Here is a 21,535-nt window from a genome sequence, read left to right on the forward strand (position 1 = left end):
CCCGGCACTGCTGCCAATGCTGGGCGGAGAGTGGCGCGGATGGTTCGTGCAGTGCGCGATGTCGTGATTGTCGGTGGCGGAACGGCCGGGTGGCTGACCGCCGCGATCATTGCCGCAAAGCATAAGGCCCGGATCGGACACGACTTCTCCGTCACGTTGGTCGAAAGCCCCAACGTGCCGATCATCGGCGTGGGCGAGGGGACCTGGCCAACCTTGCGTTCCACGCTGAAGAGCGTGGGCATTTCCGAAACCGATTTCTTCCGCGAATGCGATGCCGCCTTCAAGCAGGGCGCGTTGTTCGCGAAGTGGACCACCGGCGCCGCCGACGACGCTTATTATCATCCGCTGGTGCTGCCACAGCGCTTCGGACAGCTGAACCTCGCGCCACACTGGCTGGCAGGCACGCTGAACGAGGACGGCGACAACGGCGAGACTTTCTGCGACGCGGTCTGTCCGCAAGGGCGGCTGTGTGACGAGAACCTCGCGCCCAAGTCGATGGTCAATGCCGAGTACGAGGGGCAGGCGAATTACGCCTATCATCTCGATGCCGGGAAATTCGCGCCGTTCATGCAGCGGCACTGCACCGAGAAGCTGGGCGTGCGCCACGTGCTGGCCGACATGCGGCAGGTGTTGCAGGATGAGCGCGGCGACATCCGCGCGATTGCGACCGAGCAGGCGGGCGAGATCGGTGGTGATCTGTTCATCGACTGCACCGGCATGCGCAGCCTGCTGCTCGGCCAGACGCTGGGCGTGGGCTTCAAGGACTGCAACGACGTGCTGTTCTGCGATACCGCGCTGGCCATGCAGGTGCCCTATCCCGACCCGCAAGCGCCGGTGGCGACGCACACCATTTCCACTGCCCAATCGGCGGGCTGGATCTGGGACATCGGGTTGCCGACGCGCCGGGGCGTGGGCCATGTCTATTCGAGCCGCCATATCTCTCGCCAGGACGCCGAGGCGGAACTGCGCGCCTATGTCGGCCCTGCGGCGGAAGGTCTTTCCGTGCGCAAGATCGATATCCGCTCGGGCCACCGCGAGATCTTCTGGAAGAACAACTGCGTGGCCGTCGGGCTGGCGGCGGGATTCCTTGAGCCGCTGGAAGCCTCGGCCATCGTCCTGATCGAGCTTTCGGCCAAGATGATTGCCGACCAGATGCCACCGGTTCGCGAAGTGATGGACGTGGTGGCGCGGCGCTACAACGAGAAGACGCTGTACCGCTGGGGCCGCATTATCGACTTCCTCAAGCTGCACTACGTATTGAGCAAGCGGCGCGATACGGCCTTCTGGCGCGACAACATGGACCCGGCCTCGATCCCGGAACGGCTGCAGGAGCTGATGGCGCTGTGGCAGTATCAGGGGCCGTACATGCACGAGGAGTTCGACCGGGTGGACGAAGTGTTCCCCTCGGCATCCTACCAGTACGTGCTTTATGGCATGGGTTTCCGCACCGAGGTTTCCGCGCGCACGTTGGAGCCGGAAGTGCGCGAGGCGCGGCGGGCAAGGGCCGAAAACGCCGACATTACCGCGCGGATGCTGAGCGGATTGCCCAAGCATCGCGACCTGATCGACCGCATCGTCAAGTACGGACTGCAGCCCGTCTGATCCACAAACGAGCCCTGCCGGGTCGCATCGGCATGGGATACCTGAGAGGAAAATCGTGATCGCCAGTTCATTGCCAACGCGCGGAATCGCGCGACTGCTGCTTGGGTCCGTCAGCGTGGTAACGCTAACTATGTCCACCGCCAACGCGCAGGAGGTGGATCCGCGGGCCGAGGCGGACCGGCTGGCTTCAGCGCTGGTGGCGAAGATGACCACCGACGAGAAGGTGGAGCAATTGCTGAATGTCGCGCCGGCTATCCCGCGCCTTGGCGTGCCGGCCTACAACTGGTGGACCGAGAGCCTGCACGGTGCAGGCGGGGCAGTGCCGACAACGAACTTCCCGCAATCAATCGGCCTTGCCGCCACGTTCGATCCGCCATTGATCCACGACGTGGCGCGGGTGATCAGCACCGAACTGCAGGGCCTGCACACCTTGGCGCGGCAGACCGGACATCTCGGCAAGATCGGCACCGGGCTCGACACCTGGGCGCCGAACATCAACATCTTCCGCGATCCGCGCTGGGGCCGCGGGCAAGAGACCTATGGCGAGGACCCGTACCTGACGGCGCAACTGGGCGTCGCCTATGTGAAGGGCATTCAGGGGTCGAACCCCGAGCTTCCCGACGTGATTGCCAGCCCGAAGCACTTTGCCGTGCATTCCGGGCCGGAACCGACGCGGCATACCGATAACATCATGGTTTCGCGCCATGACCTGGAAGACACCTACCTTCCGGCGTTCCGCGCGGCGATCGTCGAGGGCAAGGCCGGGTCGATCATGTGCGCCTACAACCGCGTCGATGGTCAGCCGGCATGCGCCAGCGACCTGCTGCTGAAGGACCGGCTGCGCGGGGCCTGGGGCTTCAAGGGCTATGTCGTTTCCGACTGCGATGCCGTAGTCGATATCTATGACCGCCACAAGTACGCGCCAGATGCCGCCTCGGGCGTCGCGGTGGGCCTGCTGGCGGGCGTCGACAACGAATGCCACACCGGCACGATCGGCGAGGCGAAGGGGCTGGCGGACCGCTACAAGGCTGCCTTGAAGGCTGGCTACCTGACCGAGGGCGACCTTGACCGCGTGCTGGTGCGGCTGTTCTCGGCGCGCTATCGCAACGGCGATCTGGGCGGCATGACTGCGCGCAAGCCCAATGCCACGCCAGTCAGCGCGGTGGGCACGCAGGTGGGCTGGGACCTTTCGCTGAAATCTGCCGAGAAGAGCCTGGTCCTGCTCAAGAACACCGGCGTGCTGCCGCTAAAGGCCGGTGCACGGGTGGCGGTGATCGGGCCGCTGGGCGATGCCACGCGCGTGCTGCGCGGCAACTATTCCTCGGCCAACTCGGCGCCGCCGATCTCGGTAGTTGATGGCCTGCGCCGGGCGATGCCGGGGGCGCAAGTGAACTACGTGCCGTTCTCGCCCTCGATCGTCGATGGCGATCTGGTGACCGATGGCAACTTCCTGACGCCCGATGGCAAGCCGGGGCTGAAGGCGGTCTATTACAATGCGGTGGATCCTGAAAAGCCACGCGGAGAGCGCACCTTTGGCGCAAGGCCCGTCGTCACCCGGATCGAGACGAACCTGAAAAGCAGCGCGATGCAGCTAAAAGAGGTTAGCCCGGCGCACAAGGTGGTGTGGGACGGCTTCTTTGTGGCGCCGGAAGGCGGGCTCTACAAGATGGGCGTGACTGCGGTTAAGGGCGCGATCGAGATCGGTGGCAAGCCGGTGATCACCTCTGACCACTATTCGCTGTGGGGCGAGCCGCCCAAGTACGTCGAGGTCGAACTGAAGAAGGGCGAGCGTTATCCGCTGCACTTCGACATCGAAGGCGGCGGCGCGGCGGGACCGGGTCTGTTCTGGAAGCGCATCAGCCGCGATCCGTGGGGCGACCTGGCGCGCGGCGCGGCCGAAGCCGATGTGCTGGTGGCCGTGGTCGGCCTGACGGCAGACCTCGAGGGCGAAGAAATGCCGCTCAAGATCGAAGGTTTCGATGGTGGCGACAAGACCGGCCTCGAATTGCCGATGGACCAGCGCGAACTGCTGATCCGGGCGCGCACGCTGGGCAAGCCGCTGGTCGTGGTGACGATGAACGGCAGCCCGATCAACCTTTCATGGGCGAAGGACAATGCCGATGCGCTGGTCGAGGCGTGGTATCCGGGGCAGGCTGGCGGGCTTGCCGTGGCCAATGTGCTGACGGGCAAGACCAACCCCTCGGGCCGCTTGCCGCTGACGTTCTACAAGGACACGGCGGACCTGCCGGCCTTCACCGACTATTCGATGAAAGGGCGGACCTATCGCTACTTCACCGGCAAGCCGGTCTATGGCTTCGGCTATGGCCTGAGCTACACGACATTCGGCTACGGCCCGGCAAGGGTCGAGCCGGTCGGTGGCATCACGGCCAATGGCATTCGCGTAACGACGCAGGTGACCAACACCGGCGCGCGCGAAGGAGAGGAAGTGGTGCAGGCCTATCTGCGCTTCCCCGAGCAGCCGGGTGCTCCACGCGTGGCGCTGCGCGGGATGCAACGCGTGTCGTTGAAGCCGGGCGAGAGCAGGGCGGTGACGCTTGAACTTTCACCGCGCGATCTTTCAGCGGTGCGTCCGGACGGTGTGCGGCAGGTGTTTGCGGGCACCTATCGCTTGAACCTTGGCGGTGGGCAGCCCGACAGCGGACTGCCGGGTACCGAGACCACCTTCAGCGTGGACCGCGTGGTCGACCTGCCGAAGTGAGGCTCAGCGCGCTTCGCCTTGCCCCTCGTCAGGGTGAAGCGCCAACCTCTGTTCAGTAAGAATCTGCCAGCCGGTAAGGAACAGCGCGCCAACCACCGGGCCGACGACAATGCCAGACAGACCGAGCAGTTCGATCCCGCCCAGCGTGGTGACCAGCACCAGCCAATCGGGGATGCCGGTATCGCGGCCGACCAGCATCGGACGCAGCACGTTGTCGGCAAGGCCGATGACCACGACGCCCGATGCAATCACCACCGCGCCCTGCCAGATCGCTCCCGTGGCAAAGAGATAGATCGCGACCGGACCCCAGACGATGGCCGGGCCGATGGCGGGCAACAGCGCGGCAATGGCCATGAGCGCGCCCCACAGCAGCGAGGCGGGCAGGCCGACGATGGCGAAAGTGATCGCACCGAGCGCGCCTTGGGCGAGGGCGACGAGCACCGAACCCTTGATTGTGGCGCGGACGACCGCGACGAAGCGCTCGACAAGGCGCCCCGCAACCGATGGCTCCAAGGGCATGGCGCGGACAATCTGCGGCCCGAGCTGGTAGCCATCGCGCAACAGGAAGAAGGTCACGTAAAGGCCCACGGCAAATGCGAGCAGGAACGAGGCAGCATCGGCTCCGATCGCCAAGGCGCGCTGCGTGATCATGCTGGCGCTGTTACCAAGTGCTTCGGAAATCTTGCTCTGGGCCAGCTCGAACGTGCCGAAACCGGCATTTTCGACCAGGGCCTGCAGGCGCACCGGCAGCGCATCGTGGACCTGCTTGAAATAGGCGGCGAAGTTGATCTGGCCGGCGCGCATCTGTTCGAACACGCCCGAGGCCTGTTCCACCACCATCGTGCCGATCAGCATCGCCGGGATGATCACCGCGAACGTGATGATCAGCAGAGTCATCATGGCGGCGCGGCTGCGCTTTTCCGGCCAGCGTTCGAGCAGGCGCTCGTTCAGCGAATGGAACATGATCGCGGCCAGCGCAGCCCACAGCATCGCGCCGAGAAAGTGCGAGACGACCAGCGTCAGCCCCACGGTGACAATCACCAGAAAGAGGACGAAGCCGCCCCTCTCGATCCTGTTGCGCTCCAGCATTGTTCCCCCGTGTTGCGGCCAAGTCCGCACAGATCCAAGTGCCAGCGCAACGCCCGGCAGGGCAAGAGGTTTCAGCTTGGCGCCAATGCGGGGCCTTTGAGCGTCACGATCCGGCCAGCCACCAGGCGCACGGAGCGCCGGACATCCCCAAGACGCACGTCGATGACCCCGCTTTCCATCGGTTGCAGTCGCGCATGCACGAGGCTCCCCTTGCTCCACGCAAGATCCACCACGATCCCGCCGCGCGCGACGAGGCCGCGGGCGCTGCCGTCCGGCCAGGCCCTGGGCAGCGCGGGCAGGAGGTGGAGCAGACTGCCCCGGCTCTGCAGCAGCATTTCCACGATCGCCGTGCTGCCCCCGAAGTTGCCGTCGATCTGGAAGGGCGGATGCGCATCGAACATGTTGGGATAAGTGCGCGCCGGGCTGAGCAGGCTGCGCAGGATCTTGTGCGCCCGTTCGCCATCGCGCAGCCGCGCCCAGAGCGCGATCCGCCAGGCAGTGGCCCACCCGGTAGACTCGTCGCCACGACGGTTGAGCGAGACTTGCGCGGCTCGTGCGAGATCGGGTGTCTCGTCAGGGTCTATCTGCTGTCCCGGGTAAAGCGCGTAGAGGTGCGAGACGTGGCGGTGGTCCTGTTCGGGCGCGCCTTCGTCCCAGTCTTCTAGCCATTCCTGCAACTGCCCCGCCTTGCCGATGCGATCAGGCGCGAGCGCGGCGCGGATCTGGCGAAGCTGTGCGGCGAAGTCGGCATCCTTGCCGAGCACGGCGGCGGCATCGGCAGTGCGATCGAACAAGTCGCGCAGGATCTGGCGGTCCATGGCCGGGCCGGCGCAGACCGAAGCGCCAAGGGGGTGGCGGTTTTCGGGCGAAATCGAGGGCGAGGTGACCAGACCCTGCGGCGAGGTTTGCAGGGTATCGAGAAAGAATTCTGCCGCGCCGCGCATGAGGGGGTAGATCGCGGCAAGCCATGCCCGGTCTCGGCCATGGTCCCAGCGATCCCACAATGCATTGCACAACCATGCGCCGCCCAAGGGCCACATGCCCCAGGCGGCGCCATCAATCGGGCTGGAGGCGCGCCACAGATCGGTGTTGTGGTGCGCGACCCAGCCTCTGGCGCCGTAGATCGCTCGGGCGGTCTTTGCACCGCTCACGGCAAGCTCGAGGACCATGCGCAGCAGCGGTTCGGTGCATTCGCCGAGATTGCCCGGATCGGCCAGCCAGTAGTTCATCTGAGTGTTGATGTTGATCGTGTACTTCGATCCCCACGGCGGCTTGGTGCTATCGTTCCAGATGCCCTGCAGGTTGGCAGGCTGCGTGCCGGGGCGCGAGGAGCAGATCAGCAGGTAGCGGGCGTAGGCGAAATATAGCGCCGCCAAGGCCGGTTCGTCGGTGGTGACACTGGCCTTGATGCGCTCGTCGGTGGGCAGGGTGCTGGCGGGGCCGAGGTCGAGTGCGGCGCGGCGATAGAGGCGGCGGTGCTCGGCGACGTGCGCGTTGCGCAATGCAGACCACGGCCGGCCGCTGGCAACGGCGATCCGGCGGACGACAGTGGCAGCAGGATCGCCGGAGTGGCTGGTGGCGAGTGCGACAAGGATTGTTGCGTGCGAGGCGTGGCTGATGACCAACGTGGCGCCTTCCGCACGGACAGTTCCGCCTTGAGCGCTGGCGGTGATCCGCGCGGCGAGGCTCGAGCCGGCCGGGACGCCCTGATCAGCTCGGTTGCGGCCCTTTGCGTGGATCGCATTGTCAACAGCGCTGACGGTGGCATCTTGGGGAGTTTCAAAGCGGACGATGAAGTTGAGCGTGGCGCCTTTGCTCGCTGAAAGGCGGATGGCGATGACCTGATCGACGGGGCTGACCAGAACCTCGCGCATGATGTTGCCGGCGGGTGTGGCAAAGCGGGTTGTGGCGATGGCTGTGTCGAGATCGAGTTCACGGAGATAGGTCCTTGGCGTGCCGGCAACGTCCATGTCGATGAACAGATCGCCGAAGGTCTGATACGACATCTGGCCTGCGGGCCGCGCGATCAGGCATTCGTTGGCAAGCGCTTCGGCTTCGGCAAAGCGGCGCTGTGCGATCAGCTTGCGGATGTCCTCGACCGCCTGAGGACCAGCCTTGGGGTTCAGCGGTTCATAAGGGCCGCCGCTCCACAGTGTGTCCTCGTTCAGTTGTATCCGTTCCGACGCGATGCCGCCGAAGACCATTGCACCGAGCCGACCATTGCCGACCGGTAGGGCTTCCGTCCAGGTCGAGGCGGGCTGGCGATACCACAGCACATCCTGACGGGGAGCAGGTGGCGCGGCATTGACAGAAAGTCCGACAAATCCTTGTCCGGCAGCAGCAGCCCCTGCCGCGATCGCCTGCCTGCGCGTGATTGGCATCCTGCTTCCCGTAGTCCAATGGCCATTGCGGATGGGCGTATGAGTGCCAAATCCGGCAACGCTAAAGTTGCCGGATGATAAGTATGATTAATTGCCGGACTGTCCAGCGAAAAGCTGGAGCTCGTGCTTCAGCTGCGCGCCGGCGGATCGATATCGGCCAGTGCCAGTTCGATCAGGTTCTGCATCGCCGCGCGGGCGGCCGGGCCGTTGCCATCGGCGACGGCGTCGAACAGCACGCGGTGATCGGGCAGGGGATCGCGCGGCAGCTTGCGCTTGCGCTGCTTGTAGATCGTGGTCCAGCGCACCGCCGCCGAGATCGTGCTGGCGAGCGAGATCAGTGCCATGTTGCCAGTGGCCTTGAGCAGCGTGGTGTGGAACGACTGGTCAGCCGCCTGACCCAAGGGCGAGGCGAGCGTATGGCGTGCCATTTCTTCGAGCGCGTGGCCCATCTGCGCCAGTTGCGCGCCGGTGCGGCGGGTAGCGGCGATTTCCGCAGCGGCCGGTTCGATGATCAGGCGCAGTTCAAACAGATCGTCAATCGCGGCCTGGCTGGGTTCGCCCTCGAACGTCCAGGCGAGCACGTCGGGATCGAGGATGTGCCAGCGCGAGGGATCGGTTATCTTGGTGCCCGCCTTGGGGCGACTTTCGACCAAGCCCTTGGCAGCGAGGATCCGGATCGCCTCGCGATAGGCAGTGCGCGAGATATGGTTCTGTTCGGCGAAATCGACTTCGCTCGTCAACACGTGACCGGGCGGGTACTTTCCCGTGACGATCGCAATGCCAAGGTCACGCGCGATGCTGCCGTGCAGCCGCAACGATTTGTCAGACCTGTCGATCGCGTCCCCACCCTGTTCCTTGCTTCGCGACACCATAAGATCCTTTCGCCCCTGCACTCCTATTTGGGCGGAAATTCGACAAAGTCCAGCGGTTCGATGGTATGCTCATCAACCTGGCGTGAAACCGTTGTGGCAAGTCTGCGACTTCTGAACACAGACTTTTGTAAGCTAGTTGCGCGGTTCTTGAAGTGGAAGTTTCATTTGCAACTTCCTGCGGGTGCGCGTGTTGTAATCCAAGGCAAGTCTGGCAGGCGCCGCTCCAGGGGAGGTTTGAAGATGAATGCACCACGCGAGAGCAAGACGACCATTGGGACCCGCAAACTGCATCCCGATACGCTGATGCTGAACTACGGCTATGATCCCTTCCTGTCGGAAGGCGCGGTCAAGCCCCCGGTATTCCTGACATCGACGTTCGTGTTCCCGACGGCTGAGGAAGGGCGCGACTTCTTCGACTACGTCGCCGGGCGCAAGGAGCCGCCGCCGGGGCAAGGGCGGGGGCTGGTCTATTCGCGCTTCAATCACCCCAACAGCGAGATCGTTGAAGACCGGCTGGCGGTTTACGAAGGTGCCGAGGCGGGCGTGGTGTTTTCTTCAGGGATGGCGGCGATCACCACCGCCATGCTGGCCTTCGTCAAGCCGGGCGAGGTAATTCTTCACTCACAGCCACTTTACGGCGGCACTGAAACGCTCCTGGCCAAGACCTTCGCACGGCTCGGCATTGCCGCCGAAGGCTTTTCGGATGGACTTGACGAAGCCGTGGTGATGGAGGCGGCGCGCCGGGCGATGGCGCGTGGGCGCGTGGCGCTGGTGCTGATCGAAAGCCCGGCCAATCCCACCAACGCGCTGGTTGACATCCAGATGATGCGCCGCGTCTGCGAAGCGGTAGGCGCAGAGCAGGGCGATCAGCGCCCGTTGCTGATGTGCGACAATACCCTTCTTGGCCCGGTCTATCAGCATCCGTTGCGGCACGGGGCGGACATATCGCTCTATTCGCTGACCAAGTACGTCGGTGGGCATTCCGACCTTGTCGCCGGCGCGGCGCTTGGCTCGGCCACCCTTATGCGCGAGGTGCGCCTGCTGCGCAGCGCCATCGGCACGCAACTGGATGCGCACAGCTGCTGGATGCTGGGCCGGTCGCTAGAAACGCTGGGCCTGAGGATGGAGCGGGCCAATGCCAATGCCCTTGCTGCCGTGCGCTACCTTGCCGATCACCCTGCGGTCGAGAGCGTGGCACATCCGCACATGGCAAGCCCGGGTTCGCGGGAACGAGAGGTGTTTGCCTGCCAATGCACCGGCGCCGGTTCGACCTTCTCGTTCGACATCAAGGGCGGGCAACCGGCCGCTTTCCGCTTCCTCAACGCGCTGCAGATCTTTAAGCTGGCGGTGAGCCTTGGCGGCACGGAATCGCTGGCCAGCCATCCTGCCACGACGACCCATTCAGGCGTTCCGGCTGAAGCGCGCGACCGCTTCGGCGTGCGTGACGGCACGGTGCGCCTGTCGATCGGGATCGAGAACGAGGGCGATATCGTTGCCGATCTCGAACAGGCGCTGGCCGCCAGCGCGGGTTAGCGCTCAGGGGAGGCGGAAAGTCCACTTGCCCGCTTCGGATGCCGGATCGAAGCGGACAAGCCGCGGCGTGCTGGCACCGACGGCGGCGAGCGCGAGCGGCTTCATCGGATCGGGCGTGTTTTTGGGAATGATCCGGTAGGTTCCGTCGGCCAGCATGTCGATCCGCCAGAGTTGTTCGGCCGCCCCGCTGAATTGAGGGACTGCAACCACATCGCCCGAGGGCGTGGCGGCGAGCGCCCGGTTTGTGCCAGCGATGACGATCTTGACATATGGCGCGCCGAACCAGCCGCCAGCCCCGGCAACGGGCTCGATCGTCCAGTGCTGGTTGGGCCGCACCTGGTAGGCACCCATGTCCACTGGAATGTTGCCCTGTGGCCAGACGGCGCGGTTCTGCTCCAGCGTCTGGTCTGGCACGGGCTTGACCGGCTCCTTGGGCGGGCCGAACCCGGTCCACGACCACGGCAAGCGCACTTCGTCCACCGCCAGTTGCAGCGCGCCACCGCGTTCGGACTGGATCTCGTAGGTGCCGGGGCGCAGGTTCTCTTGCCCGACAGGCCAGCCGCTCTTCCACGTCAGCGGCAGGATTGCGAGGACGCTACGCGCCGAGCGGTCCATGTCGGCCTCGTAGTGGAACGAGAATTTCTCCACGCCATCGCCGAGATCGACCAGACCGAAATGGCCTGCGCCGCGGCCCCGACCGTTCGATCCCCACACCAGCTTGCCGCCGCCTTTCAGCAGGGGCACGCCGAAGTTGTCGACATAAGGGCCGAGTGGGTTCCGCGACCGGCCGACGCGGATGTTGTAGGTCGAGTTGGGCCCGTCGCAGCAGGTGCCATGGGTGCCAAGCAGATAGTACCAGCCATCGCGATGGAGCAGCGCGGTCGCCTCCATGTCGATCGCGATATCGACGGGCTGGTTGCCGGGAAGGCGCTCAGCCGTCCGGGGATCGAGTTCGACCATGCGGATCGCGCCGAAGTAGGTGCCATAGCTGAGCCACAGGCGCCCCTCCGCGAGCAGGAAGGCCGGGTCGATCGCATCGTTGTTTTCGAAGCCATCACTGGATGCGACCGTGCCGACCTCGTGGAACCCGAACTCCTTGGAGGCAGGATCGAGCGACTTCGTCCACATGATCTTCACGTCGCTCTTGTGGCCGCCGTTCATGCCGCCACCGCCCACGGCCCAGGCCACGTAGTAGCGGTCGCCGAGTTTGATCACATCGGGCGCGACGCCTCCGCCGGGACGTACTGGGCCGCTGGCCCACGTCCAGCCATCGGAGGACACGAGCCCGCCCTTGCCGGTACCGAAAGTGTAGAATCGTCCCTCGGATTGCACGATCGTGGACGGATCGTGAATCCAGGGTTCGCCCTCCATCTGCGCGACGGGATTGCTCTGCGCGAGAAGCGGGGCTGCAATGCCGGCGAGGACTGTGGCGGCGAGGAGTTTGGTGTTCATCGCGGCCTCCTTCAGCGCAGCGTGATCTTGAGGTCGCGGATCGGCTGGCCCTTGCCATCGACAAAGCGGACCGCGAAATCGGACAAGCCCGGGCCGTTGATCACCGCGCCCTGCAACACGTTCCGCCCCTTTTTCAGGCCGAGCGCGGGCGAGACGACATCGTCCATGACCATGCGACGATCACCGAACAAGGCGGCGGCTTCCTTGCCGTTCAACCACCACATCGATGCGGAGTTGGAGCCGACGGCGAGGCGGGCGTCGGGCATGTCGCGTGGCGCCTCGATCACCGTCGTGGCCCAGAAGATCACGCCGTAAGTCGGCTTTCCATAGGCAGCGGCGAAGTAGAACAGCTTGGCGTCCCATTGCGTGGCGTCGAGTGCGTGCCAGGTGAGGGATGAGCCCTTGTGCGACACGGTCTGTCCATCGCTTGGCAATTTGCCGCCGAGGCCCGCAGGGCGGTCTTCGGAGAAGGCCTTGCGCACGTAGTCGCTGGTAAAGAGCTGGTTCGTGCGATTGGGCTTTGCGATCGGTTCAAGCAGCATCCAGCGGCGGACGAAACCATCCTCGTCAACCGAGGTGCTGCCGGTTGTCGCTGGGGCAAAGTATGGGGCGAGCGAAGGGGTGGCCTGTGAAACTGCGGGAGTGGCCGACGCGCAAAGCAATACGCTCGCCGCCGCAAGGAGAGTGGAGGTTCGAATCATGTCATCCTCTCAAACTTTCTAATTGTATGAGTTAAATAGGATGAGGTTTCAACGATAATTATCAATTATAGCACTATAAAATAAGCCCGCGGCAACTCTGTCTGCCGCGGGCCTTTATCTTACTCAGACTATTTGGATCAGAACCGATTGAGCATGTTCTCCAGCCATTCCTGACGGCCCGAAACCGGAGCAGGCTTCAGATCCTGCGCCACGGCGAGGTCCGCGATTTCGGCCAGGCTCGACTTGCGGATGGTCTGGCCCAGTTCGCCGTTCCAGCCAGCATAGCGTTCGGCGCGGAAGGCATCGATGCGACCGTCGGCAATGATTGCCTCGGCGCGGAGCAGGGCCTTTGCGATAACGTCCACGCCGCCGATGTGGCCATGGAAAAGATCAACTGCATCAACTGATTGGCGGCGGACCTTGGCATCGAAGTTGAAGCCGCCGTCGGTGAAACCACCAGCGCGTTCGATTTCGATGCAGGCCAGGGTCAGTTCCTCGACCGAGTTGGGGAACTGGTCGGTGTCCCAGCCATTCTGCGGGTCGCCGCGGTTGGCATCGATAGAGCCGAACACGCCGAGCGCGCCGGCCATCGCGATCTCATGCTCGAAGGTATGGCCCGAAAGCGTGGCGTGGTTGGCCTCGATGTTGACCTTGACTTCGTTCTCGAGGCCGAAGCGCTTGAGGAAGCCGTACACGGTCTGAGTGTCGAAGTCGTACTGGTGCTTGGTCGGCTCATGCGGCTTGGGTTCGATCAGGATCGTTCCCGCAAAGCCGATCTTGTGCTTGTGTTCGACCACGAGGCTCAGGAAGCGACCGAAGTTTTCCTGCTCAGTCTTGAGATCGGTGTTGAGGATCGTGTCGTAACCTTCACGCCCGCCCCACAAAACATAGTTCGAGCCGCCGAGGCGATGGGTCGCTTCAAGAGCGTCGCGCACCTGGCTGGCACCCCACGCATAGACTTCCGGGCGAGGGCTGGTGGCGGCGCCGGCAAGGTAGCGCGGGTGGCCGAACAGGTTGGCCGTCCCCCACAGCAGCTTGCGGCCGTGCTTGGCCTGCAGCTCTTCGAGGTGATCGACGGCGCGAGCGAAGCTGGCGCGGAATTCGCCGATGCTTTCGGCCGGCGCCATCACGTCGACATCGTGGAAGCAGTAGAACGGCAGGTCGAGCTTCTCGACAAAGGCGAGAGCGGCTTCACGCTTGGCGCGGGCGGCGCTTTCGTCCTGCGGGCCGTTGAGCCAGGGGCGATCGAAGGTGCCGGCGCCGAACACGTCGCTGCCGGGCCAGCAGAAGGTGTGCCACATGCACACGGCAAAGCGCAGGTAGTCTTCCATGCGCTTGCCGAAGACCACACGATCCTTGTCGTAGAAGCGGTAGGCAAGGTCGCTGGTGCTTTCCGGACCTTCGTAGCGGACGGTCGCGAATTCGTCGAAATAGGCTGCGGACATATGAAGTTACTCCTTGATCGGGGCGAGCGCGGCGTATGCGGCGCGGAAACGGGCGCGCTTGGGCGCTAATGATGCGGTGAGGCCGGAATCGGGTTCGATCACGGTGCGGACTGGCGGGCGGGTGCAAACCTCAGCGGCAGAAGCGCCGGTGACAGCGATCTGCGCAAGGCGCGCACCGCCCAGCGCGGGGCCGACTTCGCCACCGTGGAGATAGACGAGCCGGACGCCGAGGACGCTCGAGAGGATGCGCCCCCAGTGCGCCGAGCGGGAGCCGCCGCCGATTACGCAAAGCTCATCGATCTGCGTTCCGGCGTTGCGCAGGGCGTCGATACCGTCGGCATGGGCGAATGCGACGCCTTCCAGCACTGCTGCGGCCATGCGTCCGGTGGTGCTCTCGTTACCAAGGCCGAGGAATGCGGCGCGAATGTGCGGATCGTTGTGCGGGGTCCGTTCACCGGAAAGGTAGGGCAGGAACAGCTCGGGGCCGCAAGCCGCGCCGGCCTGTTCGGCAAGGGCGAAGAATTCCGCCGGACCCGGCACGTTGCAGGCCTTGGCTGCCCAGTCGATGCACGAAGCGGCGGACAGGTGCACGCTCATCTGGTGCCACACTCCCGGCAGGGCATGGCAGAAGGCGTGGACGGCCTCGGCCGGGTTCGGCCGGAATTTAGCATTGGCCACGAAGATCACGCCCGATGTGCCGAGCGAAAGCATGCCTTGCCCGTCTGACAGTACGCCAACACCGAGCGCGCCTGCGGCATTGTCGCCAGCGCCAGCGACCACCGGCACGCGCTCCATGCCCCACGCCCTGGCGACGTCCTCACGTAGGACGCCGGTGACATCCGGGCCTTCATGCAGGCGTGGCATGTGGCTTTCATCAAGCTCAGTGGCCGCCAGCATCGCAGGCGACCATGACCGCCGGGCGACATCGAGCCACAGCGTCCCGGCGCTGTCGGACATATCGCTCGCCTTTTCGCCGGTAAGCGCGAGGCGGACATAGTCCTTGGGCAGGAGCACGGTGCGCGTGGCAGCAAAGACGTCGGGTTCGTGACGGCGAACCCACGCCAGCTTCGGCGCAGTGAACCCCGGCATGGCAATGTTGCCGGTAATCTCGCGCGCTCGGGGCTCTGCGGCTTCGATTTCGGCACATTCGGCAAAGCTGCGGCCATCGTTCCACAGGATCGCCGGACGCAGCGGCTTGTCGTCCGATCCCAGCAGGGTGGCGCCGTGCATCTGGCCAGCAAGGCCGATGCCGCGGACACCTTTGCGCAGTCCGGCATCGAGGCCGAGTACCGCCTTGTGTGCAGCCTCCACCCAATCCGCCGGGGCCTGTTCGGACCACAGCGGATGAGGGCGGGATACGGTGAGATCGGAACTGCTTTGCGCCAGGACCTCGCCGCTTTCGGCAGTGACAACCGCCTTTACGCAACTGGTGCCGACATCGATGCCGAGGAACATCAGTTTACTTCGCTTTCATCGGGTCGATCGTCTGGATCGAGCCGTCGGGGTTGAAGGTCAGCTCCGTCACCTTGACGTTGCGGAGGTGGTTCTTGTTGGAAAGCTGCGTGTCGGCATAGAACAGCCACCACTTGCCATCATGCTGGATGATCGAGTGGTGCGTCGTCCAGCCCTGCACCGGCTTGAGAATGTGGCCGGCATACTTGAACGGGCCGTAGGGGCTGGTGCCGATGGCATAGTTCAGGAAGTGCGTGTCGCCGGTCGAGTAGGTGTAGTAATACTTGCCGTCCTTCTTGAAGACCCATGAGGCTTCGAAGAAGCGGCGTTCGTGATCCCCGCCCAACACCGGCTTGCCATCCTCGCCCAGGATCACCGCATCACGCGGCGTCTCGGCAAAGGTCTTCATGTCGGCATTCATCTTGACGACCTTGCCCGACAGCGCGGGCTTGTCGTCCTGCTTGAGGTCGGTGTCGGAGCCGTTGGGATCGTACTTGCCCGTGGCCCAGCGTTGCAGCTGGCCGCCCCAGATGCCGCCGAAATACATGTAGGCCGTGCCATCGTCGTCGGTGAACACGGCAGGGTCCATCGAGAACGAGCCGGGGATCGCTTCCTTTTCGGCCACGAATGGCCCCATCGGGTTTTTCGAGGTGGCGACGCCGATGCGGAAGGCGCCGAGGCCGTTCTTGTCCTTCGATTTGTCACGCGCCGGGAAGTAGAGGTAGTAGGTGCCGTCCTTGTAGGCGGCATCGGGTGCCCACATCTGCTGCGAGGCCCAGGGCACGTCCTTCACATCAAGCGCGACGGGGCCAATGGTCACCTTGCCGCCAATCTTGTCCATGCTCAGCACGCGGTAGTCGCGCATCGCGTACTGGTTGCCCAAGTCATCGTCAGCTGTCGGCGTTTCGATGTCGTGCGAGGGGTAGACATAGATCTTGCCGTCGAACACGTGGGCCGACGGATCTGCGGTGAAGATTTCGCTGACCAGCGGCTGGTCGCGGAAGGCGCTGGCGTCTGCGCCGCCATTGGCAGGCTTTGCATCGGTTGCCGTGTTCGAGCAGGCCGCCAGCGCGAACGCGCTCGTCAGGCATAGAGCGACGGTGGTGATCTTCGCCTTCATCATTTCATCCCCTTGCAGACCGGTGGTCCGGCCTTTCACGTGATTGCTCAGGCAATGATAGCGCTACCTAAACGAGACGGCAATCTGAAATATGGATTCTAATTACCCGAAGTCAGTAAACTTGGCAAGCGCAGGAGGTGCGTGTCAGTTCGCAGCGTTCCAGGCGGAAACCAACGCCTCTGCGCGGGCGCCTACAGTCGTTGCATCATCACCGGGTTTATAAAGGCTCCCGCCGACACCGATGCCGAACACGCCCGCCGCGCGATATTCCGCCACGTTGGCCGGGCCGACGCCGCCCACGGCCCAAACGCGGGTAGCCGACGGCAGGACTTCGCGAATGGCCTTGATATAGCTGCTGCCAAGGACCGATCCCGGAAACAGCTTTAGGTCCCGCGCGCCCGCACCAATTGCGGCAAAGGCTTCGGTGGGGGTCAGGAACCCGGGCAGGACGTCCATGCCGAGTTCGCGCGAACGGGCGATGACCGCGGGATCGGTGTTGGGTGAGACCAAGAATGTTCCGCCGGCACCCGCAAGCTGCTCGGCAAGAGCGATGCTGGTGACCGTGCCGCCGCCGAAAGCGGCACGGCTACCAAGTGCCTCGACCATGGCACTGATCGAACCGCATGGATCGGGCGAGTTGAACGGTACCTCGATCAACCGGATGCCTGCCTCCAGCAGAGCGGTGGCGACGCTGATGGCTTCCTGCGTGCGGATGCCGCGCAGTATGGCAACGATAGGCGGGGCGCCTTGGGCAAGGACTTCATCGACCGTCATGGGCGCAGGCTTTCGGCAAGAGTTATGGCGTGGGAAAGTCCGGCCACGACGGCACTCTCCCCATCGACCTGTTGCGATGACCCGCCGTGGTGTGCAATCGCACTCGCATAAAGCGCGGCAAGCGCGGGATCGCCGATCAACGTAACGTCCTGTGCCCCAATGTCGAACTGCGCAACTTCCGCGCCGATCAGTACGCCGGAGAGATAGCCCTTGGCCCAATCGCGTGAGCGGCCATCGAGCAGGCGCGCCGCGCGGGCCTCGAACAAGGTCCCGGGCAACGGCTCTGCCGAACGGGCAAGCCCGCGCCCGAAACCGTCGTCGAAGCTGCCCTCGCCGGGGGTGGCCGGGCCAGTCAGGGAGGTGTGGCCGGTGATCGCGGCAAAGACCTCGCCGGTGGGAGCCGTGCGGAAGCCGGTGATCGCGCCGTCGCAGGTGCTGACCCATTTGCCGTGGGTTCCGGGAAGGGCGAAAAGGCGCTCTCCTTCGCGCAGGGCCGGATTCAGCACCATCGCGCCGAAGACCTGCGTCTCCTCGCCGCGCATCACCTCGGGCACGCCATCGGCGGTCCGGTAGGAAAGACCCGGCAGGATCTCGACATCGTGGCCAAGCACGCGCAGGCGGGTGCGGGCATGGTGCCAGCCCTCTGCATCCACCGGGCATGGGGCATAAGGGGCCACGGCAAGCCCTGCGGGAGATCCGACCATGCCGCAAAGCGTTATTGCTTCGATCGGACCGGTTGCCAGCCACACTGACAGGAGCCGGGCCAGAACTCGCTCTGCCGGTTCGACCAGCTGCGTGACACCGGGTCCGTCGAGGCGTGCCGTGGTCTCGCCATTTTCAACGAGAAACAGGCGCAGGCGGGTGCTGCCCCAATCGCCGATCACGCGCCGTGCGCGGGCCGCCACGATCAATCCCCGAACGGTTCGACGCCGACCCGCGTCGCGCGCAGGAAGGCATCAGCAACAAGGCGCAGCGGACCCACATCGACATCGCTGCGGCCGGTGCGGATCAGCGTGGCGAAGCGGGCATAGAGGCCGGGATATTCGTGGTCCTCGTCATGGCTGGTGCCCGAAGGCAGCGTCAGGACGGCGCCGCCGCTCGATAGCTTGAGCATACCGGCATCGGTCTCCACGACAATGTTCCAGCTTTGCGGACCGGTTTGCCGCCAATCGAGGTCCATGTGGACGGGCGCGCCGGCGCTGTCGCGGAAGTTCAGGTCGGCAGCGATGGGGGCTGCGCGGTTGGCGGGGATTTCGAGCCTTCCGGACTGCAGAAAAATCGGCCGGGGCAGGATACGGGTTGCGATCGACAGGGCGTTGATGCCGGGATCGAAGACGCCGAGGCCACCCGGCTCCCAGATCCACGCTTGCCCCGGATGCCACACCCGAACGTCCTCGCGCCACGTGATCTCGACCTTGTCGATGCGCCGTTCGGCGAGCCATGCCCGGGCGGGGGCGACACCGGCGGCAAAGCGCGAATGCCAGGCGGCGAACAGCGTGGCGCCGACCTTGTCTGCCTGCGCTTCCAGCGCGGCGACTTCCGCCAGCGTCGCACCGGGCGGCTTTTCGAGAAAAACGTGGATGCCGCGAGCTAGAGCGGTCCTGGCCAGATCGTAGCGCACCTGCGGGGGCGTACACAGCGCGACGGCGTCGACAGCAGGACCGCTTGCCAACAGTTCGTCCAGGCTGGCGAAATGGGGCACGCCATCGACCCCGCGGTCGTGCGGGCTGACGGTTGCGGCAAGCCCGAATGCGCCATTGCCGGCGATGGCGGGCAGGTGCTGGTCGCGGGCGATCTTGCCCATGCCGACAACGGCGATCCTGATCGGGTCCATGCGGTTAGAGTACCTGCACCTTGAGCGGAGCGGAAGCATCGCCTGCCGCCTGCGTCAGCGGATTGCGGCACGGCAGCGTGAAGGGCGCTGCCTCGATCTCGAACACATCGCCCACTTGCGTGCGCACTGCGTCGCTGAAGGAGAGCGTGGCGGTGCCGAAGAAGTGCACGTGGACATCGCCGGGGCGGCGGAACAGCTCGTACTTGAAGTGATGGTGTTCCAGGTTGGCGAGGCTGTGGCTCATGTTGTCCTCGCCGGTAAGGAACGGCTTTTCCCACAGAACCGCGCCATTACGCAGGATGCGGCTGGTGCCGCGAATGTCGGTAGGAGCCTCTCCGATCAGCAGTTCTGGGCCAAGGGCGGCGCGCCGCAGCTTGGAATGCGCCAGCCACAGATAGTTGTGGCGCTCGGTCACGTGATCCGAGAACTCGTTGGCGAGGGCGAACCCGATGCGGAACGGCGTGCCATCCGGGCCGATCAGGTAGACACCGGCCAGCTCCGGTTCCTCGCCACCGTCCTGCGCGAAGCTGGGCATTTCCAGCGCTTCGCCCGGGCCGACGAGCTGGCTGCCATCACCCTTGTAGAACCATTCGGGCTGCTGGCCGACGCTGCCGTCACCTGGCTTGCCGCCTTCCAGACCTTCGAGAAACATGCGCATGGAATCGGTCTGGTGTGTAGCCGCTGCAGCCTCGCGATGCATCTTGTCGCGCCCTTCGGCCGAGCCGACGTGCGTAAGGCCGGTGCCGGTCAACGCGAGATGGGCCGGGTCCTCGTGGTCGATCGGGGCGAGAAAATTGCCGGCAGCGAATTCCTCTGCAACATCCATTTGCGCGCCGGCCGGACAGGCCTTCGCCTCCTGCGCAAGCGTGGTGCCCGCAGCGATCGCGCGGCGAGCGAGGTCGGTCGTGCGCTCGACACCTGCAAGGACGTGCGCCAAGTCGCCATCGGCAAGGATGACGCTGCGCGTGCCGTCGCTGGCGCGGTGCTGGAGGAGGCGAAGTGACATTGCGTGGTCTCCTGTCAGTCGCTCAGAGCGTCAGCGTGCCGTCGATCAGGCGCGGGGCGCCATCTCCACGCGCATCATCGCGCAGTTCGGGCGGCAGCAAGCTGACCACCAGGTTCTGGTAGCTGACCGGGCGCAGGAACCGGTCGATGGCAAGGCTGCCGACCGAGGTTGTGCGCGGATCGGACGTTGCCGGGAAGGGGCCGCCATGGACCATGGCATGACATACCTCGACGCCGGTCGGCCAGCCATTGGCAAGGATGCGCCCGGCCTTCAGTTCGAGCACGGGCAGCAACCTCGCGGCGAGAGCTTCGTCGGCGGCGTCCATGTGCAGGGTGGCCGTAAGTTGGCCCTCAAGCCCTGCAAGGACTGTGGCGAGTTCCGCCTCGTCCTTGCACACCACCACCACCGACGAGGCGCCGAATACTTCATGGCCGAGCGCCTTGTCGGCAAGGAATGCCTGCGCGGTGGTGCGGAACAGCGCGGCGTGGCCCTGCATCGCATCGCCGGCAACGCCCTCGGCCAGCTTTTCAACGCCGGGCGCAGCTTCGAGCGCAGCAACGCCGGACCGATAGGCTTTGCAGATACCGCCGGTGAGCATGGTCTGTGCAGTCGCGCCGCTGACCGCTTCGGTGGCGGCCGCGATGAAGGCTTCGAGGCCCTCGCCTTCAATCGCCAGGACCAGCCCGGGATTGGTGCAGAACTGGCCCGCACCCATGGTCAGAGAACCGACGAATGCCGTACCTAGCGCCGACCCGCGCGCCTTGAGGGCTTCGGGCAGGAGCAGGACGGGATTGACGCTCGACATTTCGGCATAGACCGGGATCGGCACGTCACGGCCTTGGGCGAGGTGGACGAGCGCGAGGCCGCCAGCGCGCGAACCAGTGAAGCCGACGGCGGCAATGCGCGGGTCCTGCACCAGCGCGGCGCCGAGTTCGTTCGACGGGCCGACGAGATGGCCGAACACACCAGCTGGCAGGCCACAGGCAGCAACCGCGCGAGCGATGGCAGCGGCAACCAGCTCGCCGGTGCGCGGATGGGCAGGGTGGCCCTTGACCACGACCGGGCAGCCTGCGGCGAGCGCCGAGGCGGTATCACCTCCGGCGGTAGAGAAAGCGAGCGGGAAGTTCGATGCGCCGAAGACAGCAACAGGGCCGACCGGGATCATGCGCAAGCGAATGTCGGGCCGGGGCAGGGGCTGGCGATCGGGCATGGCCGGATCGATGCGCAACTGCTGCCACGCGCCCTTGCGGACGACGTCGGCAAAAAGGCGCAACTGGCCCACCGTGCGGCCGCGTTCGCCTTCGAGGCGCGAAGGGGGGAGGCCGGATTCGCTCATGGCCGCTTCGATCAGATCGTCGCCAATTGCGAGAATCTCCGATGCTATCGCTTCGAGGAACGCGGCGCGCTCTTCGCGACTGGTGGCGCGGTAGGTGTCGAACGCAGCAGCGGCTGCGGCACAGGCAGCGTCGACTTCGGCGGGGCCATGGACGGCGAAGGCAGGGCCGATCGGCTCACCCGTGGCGGCGACCACGGAGCGGAATTCTGTCATCAAAAA

The 21,535-nt window shown here is 65.0% G+C and carries 16 protein-coding genes; 3 read left to right on the forward strand and 13 right to left on the reverse strand.

The window, feature by feature from the left end; all coding sequences use genetic code 11:
• Nucleotides 1–39 precede the first annotated feature (39 nt).
• Nucleotides 40–1,602 (forward strand): tryptophan halogenase family protein, encoded by a 1,563-nt coding sequence (locus tag ACZ1JY_RS17255; RefSeq protein WP_465131476.1) that lies wholly within the window; start codon nucleotides 40–42, stop codon nucleotides 1,600–1,602.
• A gap of 130 nt (nucleotides 1,603–1,732) precedes the next feature.
• Nucleotides 1,733–4,321, forward strand: a complete 2,589-nt coding sequence (locus tag ACZ1JY_RS17260) for a glycoside hydrolase family 3 C-terminal domain-containing protein (RefSeq protein WP_465131477.1) — start codon at nucleotides 1,733–1,735, stop codon at nucleotides 4,319–4,321.
• Between the two features lie 3 nt (nucleotides 4,322–4,324).
• Here ACZ1JY_RS17260 and ACZ1JY_RS17265 read toward each other — a convergent pair whose 3' ends face one another.
• From ACZ1JY_RS17265 to ACZ1JY_RS17275, 3 genes are all read right to left on the reverse strand, one after another.
• The gene (locus ACZ1JY_RS17265; RefSeq protein WP_465131478.1) at nucleotides 4,325–5,410 is read right to left on the reverse strand and encodes an AI-2E family transporter; all 1,086 of its coding nucleotides are present in this window, start codon (nucleotides 5,408–5,410) and stop codon (nucleotides 4,325–4,327) included.
• 71 nt (nucleotides 5,411–5,481) lie between these two features.
• Nucleotides 5,482–7,791, reverse strand: coding sequence for a glycoside hydrolase family 95 protein (locus ACZ1JY_RS17270; RefSeq protein WP_465131479.1), 2,310 nt, complete (start codon nucleotides 7,789–7,791; stop codon nucleotides 5,482–5,484).
• Between the two features lie 128 nt (nucleotides 7,792–7,919).
• Nucleotides 7,920–8,663: a FadR/GntR family transcriptional regulator gene (locus ACZ1JY_RS17275; RefSeq protein WP_118075255.1), complete on the reverse strand. Its 744-nt coding sequence runs from the start codon at nucleotides 8,661–8,663 to the stop codon at nucleotides 7,920–7,922.
• Between the two features lie 240 nt (nucleotides 8,664–8,903).
• On the opposite strand from ACZ1JY_RS17275, the gene ACZ1JY_RS17280 reads away from it, so the two are divergent.
• A complete protein-coding gene (locus tag ACZ1JY_RS17280) occupies nucleotides 8,904–10,196 on the forward strand; it encodes a cystathionine gamma-synthase family protein (RefSeq protein WP_465131480.1) in 1,293 nt (430 codons plus the stop codon).
• 3 nt (nucleotides 10,197–10,199) lie between these two features.
• Here the strand turns inward: ACZ1JY_RS17280 and ACZ1JY_RS17285 are convergent, their stop codons facing one another.
• The 10 genes from ACZ1JY_RS17285 to ACZ1JY_RS17330 form a co-directional block, all read right to left on the reverse strand.
• Nucleotides 10,200–11,648 (reverse strand): family 43 glycosylhydrolase, encoded by a 1,449-nt coding sequence (locus ACZ1JY_RS17285; protein WP_465131481.1) that lies wholly within the window; start codon nucleotides 11,646–11,648, stop codon nucleotides 10,200–10,202.
• Nucleotides 11,649–11,659: 11 nt separating this feature from the next.
• On the reverse strand, nucleotides 11,660–12,349 hold the full coding sequence (locus tag ACZ1JY_RS17290) for an acetylxylan esterase (protein WP_465131482.1): 690 nt from the start codon (nucleotides 12,347–12,349) through the stop codon (nucleotides 11,660–11,662).
• Between the two features lie 137 nt (nucleotides 12,350–12,486).
• Complete coding sequence (xylA, locus tag ACZ1JY_RS17295; RefSeq protein ID WP_465131483.1) at nucleotides 12,487–13,794, reverse strand: xylose isomerase; 1,308 nt, start codon at nucleotides 13,792–13,794, stop codon at nucleotides 12,487–12,489.
• Between the two features lie 6 nt (nucleotides 13,795–13,800).
• A complete protein-coding gene (xylB, locus tag ACZ1JY_RS17300; protein ID WP_465131484.1) occupies nucleotides 13,801–15,249 on the reverse strand; it encodes a xylulokinase in 1,449 nt (482 codons plus the stop codon).
• Nucleotides 15,250–15,253: 4 nt separating this feature from the next.
• Nucleotides 15,254–16,366 carry a glycoside hydrolase family 43 protein gene (locus ACZ1JY_RS17305; RefSeq protein WP_465131485.1) on the reverse strand — a complete coding sequence of 371 codons (1,113 nt, stop codon included), beginning with the start codon at nucleotides 16,364–16,366 and terminating at the stop codon, nucleotides 15,254–15,256.
• Between the two features lie 144 nt (nucleotides 16,367–16,510).
• Nucleotides 16,511–17,140, reverse strand: a complete 630-nt coding sequence (locus ACZ1JY_RS17310; protein WP_465131486.1) for a 2-dehydro-3-deoxy-6-phosphogalactonate aldolase — start codon at nucleotides 17,138–17,140, stop codon at nucleotides 16,511–16,513.
• Entirely contained in the window at nucleotides 17,137–18,045 is a 909-nt protein-coding gene (locus ACZ1JY_RS17315; RefSeq protein ID WP_465131487.1) for a 2-dehydro-3-deoxygalactonokinase, read from the reverse strand. The genes ACZ1JY_RS17310 and ACZ1JY_RS17315 overlap by 4 nt, the downstream gene beginning before the upstream one ends.
• 2 nt (nucleotides 18,046–18,047) lie before the next feature.
• Nucleotides 18,048–18,974 carry a Gfo/Idh/MocA family protein gene (locus tag ACZ1JY_RS17320; RefSeq protein WP_465131488.1) on the reverse strand — a complete coding sequence of 309 codons (927 nt, stop codon included), beginning with the start codon at nucleotides 18,972–18,974 and terminating at the stop codon, nucleotides 18,048–18,050.
• A gap of 4 nt (nucleotides 18,975–18,978) precedes the next feature.
• Nucleotides 18,979–19,980, reverse strand: a complete 1,002-nt coding sequence (gene araD1, locus ACZ1JY_RS17325; RefSeq protein ID WP_465131489.1) for an AraD1 family protein — start codon at nucleotides 19,978–19,980, stop codon at nucleotides 18,979–18,981.
• Between the two features lie 22 nt (nucleotides 19,981–20,002).
• Nucleotides 20,003–21,529 (reverse strand): aldehyde dehydrogenase (NADP(+)), encoded by a 1,527-nt coding sequence (locus ACZ1JY_RS17330; protein ID WP_465131490.1) that lies wholly within the window; start codon nucleotides 21,527–21,529, stop codon nucleotides 20,003–20,005.
• Between the last annotated feature and the right edge of the window lie 6 nt (nucleotides 21,530–21,535).

The organism is Novosphingobium sp. BL-A-41-Hi4B-X5A (assembly GCF_055521705.1).